This window comes from Lactobacillus sp. LL6, assembly GCF_007570935.1.
Taxonomy (GTDB): domain Bacteria; phylum Bacillota; class Bacilli; order Lactobacillales; family Lactobacillaceae; genus Lactobacillus.
In genome coordinates this window covers 873684-888670 of record NZ_VLLR01000001.1, presented here as the reverse complement: position 1 = coordinate 888670, position 14987 = coordinate 873684, and the positions used below count along the sequence as shown (strand labels likewise).

Below are 14987 nucleotides of genomic sequence, written 5' to 3'. Positions count from 1 at the left end.
AATTTTGTAATTATACTTATATTATCGTTGAAATATAAGTATAACTCAATAATTTATTTTATTTTAGATTAAAACCAAGTTTACTCTTTGAATAAGAGGGTGATAAAGATCTAAAAAATAAGCTCTACTATAAAACAACAAATAAATCATTAATGCAAGTCTTTATTGATGTTAAAACTAAAGTGGATCAATTAGGCTCAAAACCACGTTATATCTTAATAACTAACTTTAAAGATATACTTGCGTTTGATACGAAAACGGAAGATACACTTAGTATTCCTTTTAAAAAATTGCCACAAAAATTTGAATTCTTTTTAGCATGGAATGGAATTGAAAAAGTAGATTTTGACAAAGAGAACCCTGCTGATATTCGTGCAGCTGAAAGATTTGCTAAATTGTATGATGTTATTATTAAAGATAATCCAGATGCATCCCGTCATGGACTCAATCTATTCTTAATAAGATTATTATTCTGTTTATTTGCAGAAGATACTAATATCTTTGAAAAGGACTTATTTACTAATCGTCTTAAGCAACTTACTAAAGAAGATGGTAGTGATCTTGATCAATTTGTAAATCAACTATTTAGCATTCTTGATGTTAAAAAAGAAAATAGACCAGCTGATACACCAAGCTACTTAAATGATTTTCCATATGTTGATGGTGATTTATTCATTGAAAAGCATGAATCACTGAAATTTACTGAACACTCACGCAAGCTAATCATTGATGCAGGTGAGAAGCTTGAATGGGATGATATTAACCCTGATATCTTAGGCTCAATGATTCAAGCTGTGGCTAGTGAAGATAGTCGTAGTCATTTAGGGATGCATTATACTTCTGTACCTAATATCATGAAAGTTATTAAACCATTATTCTTAGATGATTTAAGAAATGCTTTTGAAGACGCTAAAGGTAATATGGAAAAGTTAGATAAACTTTACGATCGTATTGGTCATATTAAGTTTATGGATCCGGCTTGTGGTTCTGGTAATTTCTTGATTATTACCTATAAAGAATTGCGACAGTTAGAAATTGATATTATCAAGGAACAGAATAATATTGCAGCAAATTTTGGAAAAGCATTCAATAATGGTAAAACTATTAAAAAAATGTTTTATGGAGGTAAAGAAGTAAGAAAAGTTTACATGGAAGGTAAAAAGGTATGGGATAACAAATATAGTGGACAATCCGTTATGTATATTCCATCAGTTACTCTTGATCAATTCTATGGAATTGAAATTGATGATTTTGCCTGTGATGTTACTAGGCTTTCTTTATGGATTGCAGAACACCAGATGAATGTTAAGCTTCATGAAGAATTGCAAGATGCAGTGCGTCCAACTTTGCCATTGCAACATGCTGGGGATATTGTTTGTGGAAATGCGCTTCGACTTGATTGGAATGAAATTTTGCCTCATAAAGCTGATGATGAAGTTTACTTGTTTGGTAATCCGCCTTATTTAGGAGCATATGGGTCAAAACAAAAAAAGCAACATAAAGAAGATATGAAAATAGTATTTTCAAATTATGGTGGAAATTATAAAGGCTTAGATTATATATGTTGTTGGTTTATACTAGGCAGTCACTACATTAATAATACTCAAGCCCAACTTGCCTTTGTATCTACGAGTTCTATAACTCAAGGTGCACAAGTTTTTGACCTTTGGTATAAAATATTTCGATTTGATCTAGAGATTTCCTTTTGTTGGCTGCCATTTATATGGTCAAATAATGCAAAAAATAATGCTAAGGTTACTGTTAACATCATAGGATTAAGAAAGAAATCCTCATTATCTAAAACTATATATAAAGAAAAGAAACAAGGATATATTTCATCAAAAGTTGAAAACATTAATCCTTATCTAACAGATTTTGATAATGTCTTTGTTAAAAGAAGTTCAAAATCTATATTTGGATTACCTGATATGAATATGGGCGATATGGCTAATGATGGTAGTGGTACAAAAAATAAGCAGGGATTATTATTCTCTAAAGAAAAATATGAAGAATTAATAACAAAATATCCTGAAAATAAAAAATTCTTTTTACGACATGTTGGCACTAAAGAATATATGCTTGGTACTTATAGATATTGTTTATGGCTAAATAATAAAAAAGAATATAAGGAATTAGATAATATCTCTGACTTTCATAATATATTTGAATATGTTAAAGAGCATAGATTAAGTAGTTCAGATACTGGAACTAATAAATTAGCCGAACGACCATATCAATTTAGAGACACATTTAAAGCGCACGAATATAGTATTGTTATTCCAAAGGTTAATACTGTTGGCAGACTTTATATACCTGCAGGATTATTAGATAGTAGTTATATAATTTCTGATTTGATGTTTGCAATTTATGATGGCCCATTATGGGTATTAGGGTTAATTCTTTCAAATATTCATTATGTATGGATACAGGCAGTTTGTGGAAGAGAGGGAAATAGCTATCGATATTCTAAAATTTTAGGATATAATACATTTCCTGTTCCTACTTTATCCACTAGAAGAAAAAATGAAATTGAAAAATTAACTTTTAAAATTATAGATATTCGTAATGAACTTGGAACCTCTCCTGCAGATTTATATGGTGCTCCATATGCAGAAAAGAACCCTAAACCCATGAATCCTAGACTTTTGGCAGCTCATCAAGAATTAGATCAAGTAGTAGATAGGGCATATAAACTATCTGGCTTTAAAGATGATAATGAACGATTAGCTTTATTATTGGATATGTACAGTAAAAGAATGGATGAATTAAATGAATAATATTCCAGTAGTTTTATTAGATGATATCTATAATCATATGGGTGACTTCTTTAGTAGAGATGAATTATACGATTTGACATCTGACTTTATTAATAGTAAAGGTAAAAATACACCGAGGGGAAAAATAACCATGCTTACTAGTAAGGAGGATTATTATTCAAAATACAGAATAGTAAAAATAAATTTAAGTGTTTTAAGTGATAGAGAAAAAATTGAATTTTTTAAGCAGCTTAGTATGCATAGTCGTGTAGATCAGAATACAGTTCTTAGAGAGCAAATTTCTAAATTAATTGATACGTTCGATGCACCTAATAGGTCAAGGGAGAATATTTCTAATTTACTCGCAAATTATTCAGATGAAGTTCAAACACAATGGAAAAATTCACTAAACTTTTATAATCACAAAGATTATAGAAATGCATTAGATTCAATTAGACTAACTATTGAGTTGTTAGTTAAAATTCTAACAAACTCCTCAGCTTCTTTAGAAAATCAAAAAGGAAATTTAGGTAAATTTCTTGAAGAGAATGGCATTAGTAAAGAAAGCAGAAATTTATTTCTTAAAATGCTAAAGAATTATGAAGATATTCAAAATAATAATGCAAAACATGGTACACCTGATGGAATTAATGCAGAAGAAATATCATTTTTGATGAATCAATCTTACGTAATAATTAAATTTTTAATTGATTGTGACAAAAAGAGAGAAAGAAATAATGCAAGATAAAAATGTAGTAGAAGTTAACTATCATCAAACAGGTAAAAGTACTAATACAGATGAACTCGGTATGCGTGAAATGCAGGCTCGTGTCTATCAACATAGAAATTCGCAATATTTATTAGTAAAAGCACCACCAGCATCAGGAAAATCACGTGCTTTAATGTTTGTTGCACTCGATAAACTTGCTAATCAAGGTATCAAGAAAGTTATTGTAGCAGTACCAGAACGCTCAATTGGTCGTTCTTTTAAAGATACTGAGTTAGTTAAGTATGGCTTTTATGAAGACTGGAAAGTCGATTCACAATATGATTTAACTCTTCCTGGTGGAGCTGCAGGTAAGGTTCAAAAGTTAGTAGACTTTTTAAATTCAAATGATGGCAGAATTCTCATTTGTACTCATGCTACCTTGAGATTTGCTTATGAAAAGGTGGCTGATGATAAGACTTTCGATAATGTGTTAGTAGCTATTGATGAGTTTCACCATGTTTCTTCAGAAGATAGTTCTGTGTTAGGTACGGCACTGAAGAATATAATGCATAATTCTTCAGCTCATATTATGGCGATGACTGGATCTTACTTTAGAGGAGATTCTGCACCGATTCTGTCACCAGAAGATGAACAATTATTTGATAAGGTTACATATACTTACTATGAACAGTTAGATGGTTATCAATATTTAAAGTCTTTTGGCATTGATTACAAGTTTTATCAAGGTAATTATTTAGATGCACTTGATGAGGCTTTAGATACTACTAAGAAAACTATTATTCATATTCCAAGTGTCAACTCCAGTGAATCCACTAAGGATAAATACAATGAAGTTGATTCTATTATTGATGCCATTGGTGAAATAGTTGATCAAGATGATAAAACTAGAATCTACACGATTAAGAGTAAACAAACTGGCGAATTATTAAAAGTGGCTGACTTGGTTAACGAAGATGGCCGTGAAAAAGTTCAGGATTATCTTAGAGATGGTCTTAATGGCCCAGATGACTTAGATATTATTATCGCTTTGAATATGGCTAAAGAAGGCTTTGATTGGCCGTGGGCTGAGCAGGCATTAACTATTGGGTATCGTCATTCATTAACTGAGATTGTTCAAATTATTGGTCGTGTAACTCGTGATAGTTCTAATAAGGACCATTCTCAGTTTACTAACATGATTGAACAACCTGATGTCAAAGATGGGGATGTTGAATATGCTGTTAACCAGATTTTGAAGGCTATAACAGCATCCCTATTGATGGAACAAGTATTGGCACCGGAAATTCACTTGAAACGCAAAAGACATCCTCATGAGAAATCTGGCAATGGTGCAGATATTTTTATTAAAGGATTAAAAGAGCCCTCAAGTGATCGTGTTAAAAGTATTATTGAAAATGATTTACCTGATTTAAAAGCTGCTATTTTACAAGATCCTGTGGTAAAAAATGGAATTGCAACTAATGTTGATGCTGAAGTAATGAATAAAGAGCTTATTCCTAAAGTTGTTATGACTCGTTATCCTGATCTATCTAATGATGAAATAGAGCAAGTTAGCCAATATGCAGTAGCTGATACTGTATTACGACATGCTAAAGTTGATACCGCAGTTGATCAAAAAGGAAATACTAACGAGTTCTTGAAGATGGCGGATAAGTTTATCAATGTTGATGATTTGGATATTAATTTGATTGAATCGATTAATCCATTCCAACGTGCTTATAATGTTATGAGCCAAAATATTGATAGTAATACTTTACGAATTATTGAACGCTCAATTGATGCTAAAAAATATGATTTTACTGAGGAAGAATTAATACAACTTTTCAAAAATTCTAAATTATTCGTAGAAAAATATAATAAATTACCAAATAAAGACTCTAATAATGAGGAAGAGGTCAGAATGGCATATGCATTAGCTAAGCTAGCTGATATGAAGGCAAGAAGGAATAATCAAAATGGATGATACAAGACCAATTCATTCGCTAGAAGATATTTTTAATGATCCGGATTCAAATGAATTGTTAGTTCAAAAACAACCGCAAAAAAAATATATTGAAGTGAATCCAGAAATTGAAAAATTTAAAGAATTACAGCAATGGATTGAAGTTCATGATGGTAAAGAACCAAAAAAGACAACAGATATATCTCGTCTTCATGAAAGAGGGTTGGCTAGCTATTTAATTGGTATACGTAAAGATGTTGATCGAATCACTTTACTTAAACCTTACGACAAATTAGGATTACTAAAAGAAGCTACTGCAAATCTCAGTTTAAAAGATCAAGTTAAAGAAGAAAAACAAAATTTTGATTCTTTAGATGATATTCTTAATAATGACTCTGTATTGCTTAATACTTTTAGTAGTAATACTCTTAATTCAAAGCTTTTCAATACAAGTAAATTAAATAAAATTAAGAGAGAACAAAAAAATATCCCTGAAAACAAATCTAAACGTAAGGTAATGAAAAATTTCAATGAATACAAGCAATTATTTACAAAAGTTCAAGAAGAATTAGCTTCTGGTAAAAGGAAACTTACGACTTATAATAGTAATACGATTGAACTACATAAATTTTATGTTTTAAATGGTCAACTATTATATATTGAATCGACAGGTTCAGAATTTGAAAGTAAAACCAGAAGTGCAAGTAAAACAGATGCTAGAGTTCATGTAATTTATGAGAACGGAACAGAAAACTATCCTCTTCGAAATGGATTAATAGCTTCACTTTATGGTAGTAAAAAGCGTCATGGATATGGTAAGGCAGTATCTGAGCCTAAAGGTTCCTTTTCTTTTTATGCTGATGATCAAATTACGGGATATATTTATGTTTTGAAATCTTTAAGTAATAATCCTGAAGTGAAAAGAATTCAATCAGAGTATCCACTTTATAAAGTTGGATTCACATCAAATACAGTAGAAAAACGAATAGCTAATGCAGAAAATGAGTCTACTTATCTTTATGGACCAGTTAAAGTAGTTGCAGAATATCAAGTTGTTAATCTTAATCCTGAAGCTTTAGAAACAGCTTTACATCATGCTCTATCAAATTATAGATTGGATGTAGATATTAAAGCTCCGAATGGACATATAATACATCCTCGAGAATGGTTTGTTGTAAGTTTAGAGACTATAAACACCTTAATAAATAAAATTATGAGTAATTTAAGAATTAATTATTAAATATTGAAAAGAGAGTCTTCAAAATGTTATACAAACAAATTGAACAAAACAAGCGCAACACTTGGATAGTTCTGGGATTATTTATGTTGCTGCTGATTGCAATTAGTGTGTTTTTGGGATGCATTTGGATACCGATTGGGGTAATTTTCTTTATTGCAGGAATCATTTATATTGCAGTAGTTTACTTTGATGCAAGTAAGCACTTGCTCAAGTTAACTGGAGCACAAGAAATAACTAAAGAGTCCAATCCAGAAATTTATGAAATGGTAGAAGAATTATGTCTTGCAGCTAATATCCCCATTCCTAACTTGTACATTGCACCAACTACAGAAGTTAATGCCTTTGCTACTGGAATTGATCCTGAACATGCAAGCTTAGTTCTTTATCAGGGATTGCTCAATATTATGAATAAGCGAGAAGTCCAAGGCGTTATTGGTCATGAGTTATCACATATTCGTAATTATGACATTAGAATAACTGTAATTAGCAGTAGTTTAATGAATTTAATTTTCATGACGGGAGTAGGAGCAACAATTATTGGTGGCTCAATTGCGATGTCAGATGCTAAGGGGTGGCTAGCATTCATTGTGAAAATACTTGGCATGGTAATGTGCGGAATTGGGATTGCAATTAGTGTCGTCGCTATTCCGCTTGCTAAGTTATTTTCATTATTAATTTCACGCCAGCGCGAATATTTAGCAGATGTTGGATCAGTTGACTTAACGAGAGAACCATCTGGATTAATTTCAGCTTTACAAAAACTGGAAGACTTAGAAAACGGCCAGCAATTACCAACTAGCAAATCAGATAATTTGGTTTTAAACAGTCTATACTTCAATGTGAACATTACTAAATGGTGGCAAAGACTTTTCTCTGATCATCCACCACTAGATAAAAGAATTCAGAGACTAAAAGATAGCAACAAGGTTTAATTGAAAAAAGCACCTTTATTAAAGGTGCTTTTTATATTTGTTTTAAAACATGATATTTTAAAAAATACATGTATCAAATAATACATAATATGTTCACATCTTACCTAATAGCGTTAAATTGCAATAAATCCGCAAATAAAAATAACTTTTTGCTTGCATTTAGTAAGTATCATGTTATAATCTATGTATAACATGTAAATATTAAAAATACAGGTAATCAAAAAGTAACTACAAAAGGAGAAAAAATATGGTTTATTCAGAATTAAAAAATAAAGTTGCTGTTGTAACCGGTGGTTCAAAAGGAATCGGAACTGCTATCAGTCAAAGATTCGGTAAGGAAGGCATGAAGGTTGTCATCAACTATCACTCCGATGAAAAGGGTGCTCAAGAAGCTGCTGACAGTGTTAAGAAAAATGGTGGCGACGCAGTTATTGTACAAGCTGACATTGGTTCTGAAGAAGGCGCACAAAAGCTAATTGATGCAGCAGTTGAAAACTTTGGCGGTTTAGACATCTGGGTCAACAATGCCGGAATGGAAAATCAAGTAGCTACTAAGGACATGACACTTGAAGAATGGAATAAAGTTATCAATGTCAATTTAACAGGTGTGTTCTTAGGAACCAAGCTGGCATTGCGCTACTTTACTGATAATAATAAAAAAGGCAATATCATCAACATGTCCAGTGTTCATGAACAAATCCCATGGCCAACATTTGCACACTATGCTGCAAGTAAAGGTGGGGTGAAGCTCTTTACAGAAACAGTTGCCATGGAATACGCTAAGCAGAATATTCGAGTAAATGCAATTGGACCAGGAGCAATCAATACTCCAATCAATGCAAAGAAGTTTGCAGATCCAAAGCAATTAGAAACCACAACATCAATGATTCCAATGGGCAGAATTGGGAAGCCGGAAGAAGTAGCAGCAGCTGCGGCATGGCTTGCAAGTGATGAATCAAGTTATGTAACCGGAATTACGATGTTTGTAGATGGAGGTATGACTCTTTATCCATCATTCCAAGGTGGTCGTGGATAAAAACTTTTATTATGAAGACGAATTGATATACTTTGACCACCGACTAAAAGAATAAATGTTTAAAAGGAGAAGTAAATTATGAATGTAATTTTAGCGCTTTTACCAGCTATTGGCTGGGGTGTAATTCCTTTAATCGTAGGCAAAGTTCCTAATAGCCATCCAGCTAATCAAATTTTAGGTGTAGGAATCGGAGCTACTTTGGTAGGAATTATAGTTACAATTTTGCAAGTTCCGCAAATGACACTTGGAATTTCATTGCTTTCGCTTATATCAGGAGCTTTTTGGTCAATTGGTCAAGTTGGTCAGTTTGTTTCTTATACTAGAATGGGCGTCAGTAAAACTATGCCAATATCCACTGGCTTACAATTAATTGGTAATACAATTATTGGTGCATTGATATTTGGTGAATGGGATTCAATTAATCAATATGTAGTTGGTTCCTTAGCTCTAATTTTAATTATTATAGGTGTAGCCTTAACTGCAGTAAGCAATAACTCGTCAGCTAAAAAAATAACTGGTAAAAACTTGCTATTCTTACTATTAACTACAGTTGGTTACTGGGTATATTCCGCATTTCCTAAAGCAGTAAATGCTGATGCACAAAGTTTGTTTTTACCGCAAATGCTTGGAATTTTACTTGGAGCAAGTATTTACGCTTTATTTGCTAAAGGTCCACAAATTTTTAAACAAAAAGCAAGTTGGATTGACTCGCTAGCCGGAATCGCTTTTGGAATTGGTGCATATACATATATTCTTTCAGCTCAAAAAAATGGTGTCACGAATGCTTTCATTTACAGTCAGTTAAGTGTAATTATTTCTACCATTGGTGGTATGACTTGGCTTAAGGAATATAAACATGGTAAAGAATTAATTTCTACATTAATTGGATTAGGATTAATAGTAATAGGCGCCGTAATGTAAATAAAAAAAGGATGTATTACATCCTTTTTTTATTTACATAAATTATCAATTAATAAAGGGCATAATCACATTTACCCAAAGCCATGATAATGGCATAACTAAAATCATTGCTGGAATCATTTCCGCAATTGGAAACATCTTTAATTTTACCATTCTGAAACCAGTAGCTAACATTAAAAATCCACCACATGCTTTGAAATCTAAAATCATATTCGGGGTTGTAAATGGAATAATAAAGCGAGCCAAAAAGAATAAAATTACAAAAATGATTACTTGCGGTATCGCTATAATTGAAACTGCATAGCCTAAACTAGCAGCAAAAATTGCCGCAGTAAAAAAGTCCAATATTGACTTAGATACTAAAATGGTTAAATCACCTGACATTCCTTCGGCTAATGAGCCATAAATTCCCGTTCCACTAGCACAAAATAATACTGTAGCAGTAACCATTAAACTTATAAATTCGCTATGTGAAATTGATAAATTTTCTGTAGGAATTAATTTAGTGATAGGCTTTTGCATTAAAACAGCACCTTTATTAAAAATATTTCCTAATTTAATCCATAAACCAAAAATTGTTCCTAAAATTATAGCAAAGATTACTGCAGGCATATTTTTCATAGGTGAAATTGAATATATCCCCATTCCCATTGAGCATGCCCCAAAAATCATATTTAGTTTTTCCTTAAAATCTTCAGATAATTTATTTCCGAAGAAACCACCAAAAATACCTCCAAGCAATACTGCTAAAGAGTTAATAATCACACCAGTTGGCATTGAATGACCTTCTTTTCTACAAAATTAATCTTAGTATATTAGTAAAAAGAACTTGTCGACAATTCTAAAAGATAGTTTAATTATTCTTAAATGGAATAATAGAGGTATGACATGGAAATAAACAAATTAAAGACGTTTGTAAATTTGGCACAAACATTAAATTTTTCAGAAACTGCAGCAAATTTATATATTAGTCAAAGCAGTGTTTCAAAGCATATTAAATCTTTAGAAAAAGAAATAGGGCATTCGCTATTTATTAGAAGTAATAAAAACGTAGTTTTATCATCATATGGAAAAATAATGTTGCCGTATGCTCAGCAAATTTTGAATTGTAACAAAGAATTAGAATTAAAGTTTGAACAGTTTCAAGCTCAAAATAATAAAACTATCGTTTTAGGAACTATTCCTACTTTTTCTAATTATGCAATTTTCCAAAAAATTATGGCTTTTAATAAAACTAATCCTGACATAAATATTATCCTTAAAGAATATGAAACTGCTGACATATATCAAGAAGTCTTAAAAGGAAAGATAGATTTAGCTTTTGTTCGTAATATTAATAAATTACTAGCTAATTTTGATGTTATTAAACTTAAAACAGAATCGTTTAAACTTTATTTACCTGATAATGATTCTCTAGCTAAACAAAAGGTAGTTAAAATTGCAGATTTAAAGAATAAGACCTTTATTACTTTAAATAAAAACAGTTTATTGCAAGATCCAGTCTTACAATTATGCCGTGAAGCCGGTTTTGAAGCAAATATAACTTTTGTTAGTGACCGAGTTAATTCCATTTTAGAAATGGTAAAAAGCAAACAAGGTGTCGCGATAATGATGGATTCATTACCAGCTGTTAAAGGAGTGTCAGTACATGACATTAGTCCTACAATAAAAGATGAGCTATTGTTTATTAAGAAAAGGCAATCAAACCGAGCCCCGTTAAATAGTCTATGGAATTATTTGAAAAACACCATTCCAATTAGGAATAGTTAATTAGTTAGTTAGAATTGATTACTATCGTTAGCGCTTTTAAGATAAGAGTATAAATTTATCGAAGGAGCGTTTTTTATGACTAAATTACCACAAGATCCTTGGGACTTACGTAAAGTTTTAAGAGAAATACAAGATGACCCAGTTGATTTTCATGAAACTGATGTTGAAATTGATCCAGATGCAGAAATATCAGGTGTATATCGTTACATTGGTGCAGGCGGTACAGTTGAACGTCCAACTAAAGAAGGACCTGCAATGCTTTTTAACAATATAAAAGGTTTTCCAGATAGTCGTGTTTTAATTGGATTGATGGCTTCAAGAAAACGTGTAGGAAAGATGTTGCATCATGACTATAAGACATTAGGTCGTTTTTTAAAAGATGCAGTTGAAAATCCGGTTCATCCAGTTAAAGTTGATAAAAAGGATGCTCCAGCTCAAGAAGAGGTCTACTTAGCAACTGATCCTGATTTTGATATTAGAAAGTTAGTACCAGCTCCAACTAATACACCTTATGATGCTGGTCCATATATTACTTGTGGACTAGTTAAAGGTTCCAATCCTGATAAAACTATGACTGATGTAACTATTCACAGAATGGTTTTAGAAGATAAAGATACTTTAGGTATTTATATTATGCCGGGCGGACGTCATATTGGTCATTTTCAAAAAGAATTTGAAAAATTAAACAAACCAATGCCAATTACTATTAATATTGGTTTAGATCCAGCAGTTACAATTGGAGCAACTTTTGAGCCACCAACCACACCATTGGGATATGATGAATTAGATGTTGCTGGAGCTTTGCGTCAAGAACCTGTCCAATTGGTGGATGGAGTTAGTGTAGATGAAACTGCATTGGCTAGAAGTGAGTATGTATTAGAGGGCTATATTATGCCTAATGAAACTATCCAGGAAGATATTAATACTCATACTGGATTTGCAATGCCAGAATTTCCTGGTTATAACGGTCCAGCTAATCCAGCTCTAAATGTAATCAAGGTAACAGCTGTAACTCATCGTAAAAACCCAATTATGCAATCTGTAATTGGACCTAGTGAAGAACATGTTTCAATGGCAGGAATCCCAACTGAAGCATCTATTTTAGAATTAGTTGACAAGGCTATTCCAGGAAAAGTTGTTAATGTTTATAATCCACCTGCAGGTGGCGGAAAATTAATGACGATTATGCAAATTCACAAAGATGAACTAGCTGATGAAGGAATTCAGCGTCAAGCTGCAATTTTAGCTTTAAGTGCGTTCAAAGAACTTAAAACAGTTTGGTTAGTTGATGAAGATGTGGATATTTTTGACATGAATGATGTCATTTGGACAATGAATACACGTTTTCAAGCTGATCAAGATATTGTGGTTTTACCAGGAATGCGGAATCACCCACTTGATCCATCAGAAAGACCACAATATGATCCTAAATCAATTCGTGTAAAAGGGATGAGTTCCAAAGTGATTATTGATGGTACTGTTCCATACGATATGAAAGACCAATTCAAACGTGCACAATTCAAAGAAGTATCTGATTGGGAAAAATATCTAAAATAAATTCAATAAGGGGGGATGATTTAAGTGAAAAAAATTATCGTAGCCATTACTGGAGCTTCTGGAAGTATTTATGGCATTGATATTTTAAAAAAATTAAGTCAATTACCCGATATAGAAACTCACCTTGTAATGAGTGACTGGGCTAAAGAAAATATTAAATTAGAGACTAATTATACTCCTGAACAAATAACAGAGATGACCACTTATGTTTATGATAATCATAACATGGGAGCAACTATTGCTAGTGGATCATTTAGAGTTGATGGGATGGTAGTTGCACCAGCTTCAATGAAGACTGTTGCTGGAATTGCGGCTGGTTTTGATATTGATTTGATTATTAGAGCAGCCAGTGTTATGCTCAAAGAACAACATAAACTAATCATTGTCCCACGAGAGACTCCGCTGTCTACGATTCACTTAGAAAATTTAACCAAGTTATCTCGAATGGGAGTTCAAATCATTCCACCAATTCCGTCTTTTTATAATCATCCAAAAACTATCCAAGATTTAATCGACCATCAATCTATGAAAGTGATTGATAATTTAGGTATTGAAAACAATTTTGGTAAACGGTGGAACGGTCAAGAAAATGGTTAGCAAAATTTTTAAAATTACGCAGGAAAATTATACAATTTATGCCAATTGTCAATTACTCAATCAAGATTTAGTAGTTAATTTAAGTGGCGGAGATCTTCCTCATATTGGCGGAATTGTTAGTTGGGATGGTAAAAGTAAAAAAGAAACTAAGGTTAGTTTTACAAGTCATAATGGTCGCATTCACAAAGATATTTTTTTAGCAGAAAAATTTGCTAAAAATGTTGAAGCAGCGTTACCAGGTAATTTGTGTGTTACTGCTGGAGTTCATATTGATGGGATTACTCAAGCTCAAATTGAAGCTTCTTTTCCTATGACTGAAGCTTTAGCTAAAGAAGTAATAAATTGGGTTGATAATAATATAAAAGAGATGAAACAGCCTAAATATACTACCCATATTGAGAATTATACTTTATCGAAAAAGTTAATGGCTAAAAAGGATAAATTTTAGATTAATTGAGCATGATAGCAGTGACTTTGATTTGATGAAAGGGTATATTAAAGGGTATATTAATGAACAAACATTTCATGAAAAAGTCAGATTTAGACAAAATGCCAAGTGATTATATAGAGCCAATAGATGAAAGCTATGAGGATTTTCCAAAATCCAGCCTTAATCCTACAGGATTAAAGTCTTTGAAAGTTGATTTAAAAAATAATTATCCTAAAGTCGATTTAAATGTTCCTTATGCAGTAAAAGATGGAAAGGAACTTCATTTACAAATAATTATTCCCCCTATAAATCATCCTCAAGAACGTTTTCCCTTAATTATGTATGTTCAAGGCTCGGCTTTTCATAAGCAGGATTTAGGATTACATTTAGCGCATATGATAGAAGTAGCTAAGCATGGGTATGTTGTAGCAATGGTTGAATATCGTTATGCACCAGAGCATATATTTCCGGTGCAAGTGCGTGATTTAAACACGGCTACTCGATTTATGCTGGAGCATTCTAATCAATATCATATTGATTCTAAAAATTATATTGCATGGGGAGATTCATCTGGAGGACATACAGTTGCATTAGCCAGTGTAACTGAAGATAAACAGTTCTTCAGTGATGAGGACATTGATGTCTTTCCACTTAATTTTAAGGCATCTATTGATTTTTATGGTCCAACAGATATTAGTCAAATGAATAAAGTACCCTCTACGCAAGACCACGTTACAGAACACAGCTTAGAGGGGGAGCTATTTGGCTCAATTAACTTATATGAAAACCCGGATATTGTTCAAAAAGCAAATCCAATAAACTATATAAGTAAAGATAAAACTATTCCGCCATTCTTGATTATGCATGGTGATAAAGATAGACTTGTCCCATTTCAACAAAGTTGTTTACTCTATGAAGCATTAAAAGAAAATAATAAAATAGTAGAGTTTTATAGAATAGATGATAGTGATCATGCAACTGACGCATTTTTTACTTCGGAAGCGTTAGAAATAGTGTTTGCATTTTTAAAAGAAACTGATAAAGATAATAATTAATAACGGTTTGCTAATCAGAAA

Annotated in this window: 12 protein-coding genes and 1 pseudogene; 12 read left to right on the top strand and 1 reads right to left on the bottom strand. The window is 32.0% G+C overall.

Annotated elements, in window-relative coordinates:
- Positions 1–110: 110 nt before the first annotated feature.
- The 7 genes and pseudogenes from FOD82_RS09880 to FOD82_RS04455 all read left to right on the top strand — a co-directional run.
- A pseudogene (locus tag FOD82_RS09880) lies at positions 111–2777 on the top strand (DNA methyltransferase); the annotation flags it as partial.
- Positions 2770–3504, top strand: coding sequence for a hypothetical protein (locus FOD82_RS04480; RefSeq protein ID WP_144355289.1), 735 nt, complete (start codon positions 2770–2772; stop codon positions 3502–3504). The pseudogene FOD82_RS09880 and the gene FOD82_RS04480, both read left to right, overlap by 8 nt.
- Complete coding sequence (locus tag FOD82_RS04475; protein WP_144355288.1) at positions 3494–5449, top strand: DEAD/DEAH box helicase; 1956 nt, start codon at positions 3494–3496, stop codon at positions 5447–5449. Before FOD82_RS04480 ends, FOD82_RS04475 begins: the two co-directional genes overlap by 11 nt.
- Positions 5436–6668: a GIY-YIG nuclease family protein gene (locus FOD82_RS04470; RefSeq protein ID WP_144355287.1), complete on the top strand. Its 1233-nt coding sequence runs from the start codon at positions 5436–5438 to the stop codon at positions 6666–6668. The genes FOD82_RS04475 and FOD82_RS04470 overlap by 14 nt, the downstream gene beginning before the upstream one ends.
- Positions 6669–6691: 23 nt before the next feature.
- On the top strand, positions 6692–7600 hold the full coding sequence (locus FOD82_RS04465; RefSeq protein WP_144355286.1) for a M48 family metallopeptidase: 909 nt from the start codon (positions 6692–6694) through the stop codon (positions 7598–7600).
- Between the two features lie 247 nt (positions 7601–7847).
- The gene (locus FOD82_RS04460; protein ID WP_144355285.1) at positions 7848–8636 is read left to right on the top strand and encodes a glucose-1-dehydrogenase; all 789 of its coding nucleotides are present in this window, start codon (positions 7848–7850) and stop codon (positions 8634–8636) included.
- Between the two features lie 78 nt (positions 8637–8714).
- On the top strand, positions 8715–9557 hold the full coding sequence (locus FOD82_RS04455; RefSeq protein WP_144355284.1) for a GRP family sugar transporter: 843 nt from the start codon (positions 8715–8717) through the stop codon (positions 9555–9557).
- 45 nt (positions 9558–9602) lie between these two features.
- On the opposite strand, the gene FOD82_RS04450 is transcribed toward FOD82_RS04455, so the two are convergent.
- A complete protein-coding gene (locus tag FOD82_RS04450; protein ID WP_144355283.1) occupies positions 9603–10334 on the bottom strand; it encodes a DUF554 domain-containing protein in 732 nt (243 codons plus the stop codon).
- Positions 10335–10445: 111 nt separating this feature from the next.
- Here FOD82_RS04450 and FOD82_RS04445 point away from each other — a divergent pair, with 111 nt between their 5' ends.
- The 5 genes from FOD82_RS04445 (at position 10446) to FOD82_RS04425 (ending at position 14966) form a co-directional block, all read left to right on the top strand.
- Positions 10446–11327, top strand: coding sequence for a LysR family transcriptional regulator (locus tag FOD82_RS04445; protein ID WP_144355282.1), 882 nt, complete (start codon positions 10446–10448; stop codon positions 11325–11327).
- 75 nt (positions 11328–11402) lie between these two features.
- Positions 11403–12884, top strand: coding sequence for a UbiD family decarboxylase (locus FOD82_RS04440; RefSeq protein ID WP_144355281.1), 1482 nt, complete (start codon positions 11403–11405; stop codon positions 12882–12884).
- Between the two features lie 24 nt (positions 12885–12908).
- A complete protein-coding gene (locus FOD82_RS04435; protein WP_186277711.1) occupies positions 12909–13481 on the top strand; it encodes a UbiX family flavin prenyltransferase in 573 nt (190 codons plus the stop codon).
- Positions 13474–13929, top strand: coding sequence for a hypothetical protein (locus FOD82_RS04430; RefSeq protein ID WP_144355280.1), 456 nt, complete (start codon positions 13474–13476; stop codon positions 13927–13929). Before FOD82_RS04435 ends, FOD82_RS04430 begins: the two co-directional genes overlap by 8 nt.
- A 62-nt stretch (positions 13930–13991) precedes the next feature.
- Entirely contained in the window at positions 13992–14966 is a 975-nt protein-coding gene (locus tag FOD82_RS04425; RefSeq protein ID WP_242450196.1) for an alpha/beta hydrolase, read from the top strand.
- Positions 14967–14987: the final 21 nt, after the last annotated feature.

Bases quoted from the DNA above. Each gene is read 5' to 3' on its own strand.
- FOD82_RS04465 (WP_144355286.1), top strand. From the start codon at position 6,692: ATGTTATACAAACAAATTGAACAAAACAAGCGCAACACTTGGATAGTT.
- FOD82_RS04425 (WP_242450196.1), top strand. From the start codon at position 13,992: ATGAACAAACATTTCATGAAAAAGTCAGATTTAGACAAAATGCCAAGT.
- FOD82_RS04445 (WP_144355282.1), top strand. From the start codon at position 10,446: ATGGAAATAAACAAATTAAAGACGTTTGTAAATTTGGCACAAACATTA.
- FOD82_RS04460 (WP_144355285.1), top strand. From the start codon at position 7,848: ATGGTTTATTCAGAATTAAAAAATAAAGTTGCTGTTGTAACCGGTGGT.
- FOD82_RS04475 (WP_144355288.1), top strand. From the start codon at position 3,494: ATGCAAGATAAAAATGTAGTAGAAGTTAACTATCATCAAACAGGTAAA.
- FOD82_RS04430 (WP_144355280.1), top strand. From the start codon at position 13,474: ATGGTTAGCAAAATTTTTAAAATTACGCAGGAAAATTATACAATTTAT.
- FOD82_RS04450 (WP_144355283.1), bottom strand. From the start codon at position 10,334: ATGCCAACTGGTGTGATTATTAACTCTTTAGCAGTATTGCTTGGAGGT.
- FOD82_RS04480 (WP_144355289.1), top strand. From the start codon at position 2,770: ATGAATAATATTCCAGTAGTTTTATTAGATGATATCTATAATCATATG.
- FOD82_RS04440 (WP_144355281.1), top strand. From the start codon at position 11,403: ATGACTAAATTACCACAAGATCCTTGGGACTTACGTAAAGTTTTAAGA.
- FOD82_RS04455 (WP_144355284.1), top strand. From the start codon at position 8,715: ATGAATGTAATTTTAGCGCTTTTACCAGCTATTGGCTGGGGTGTAATT.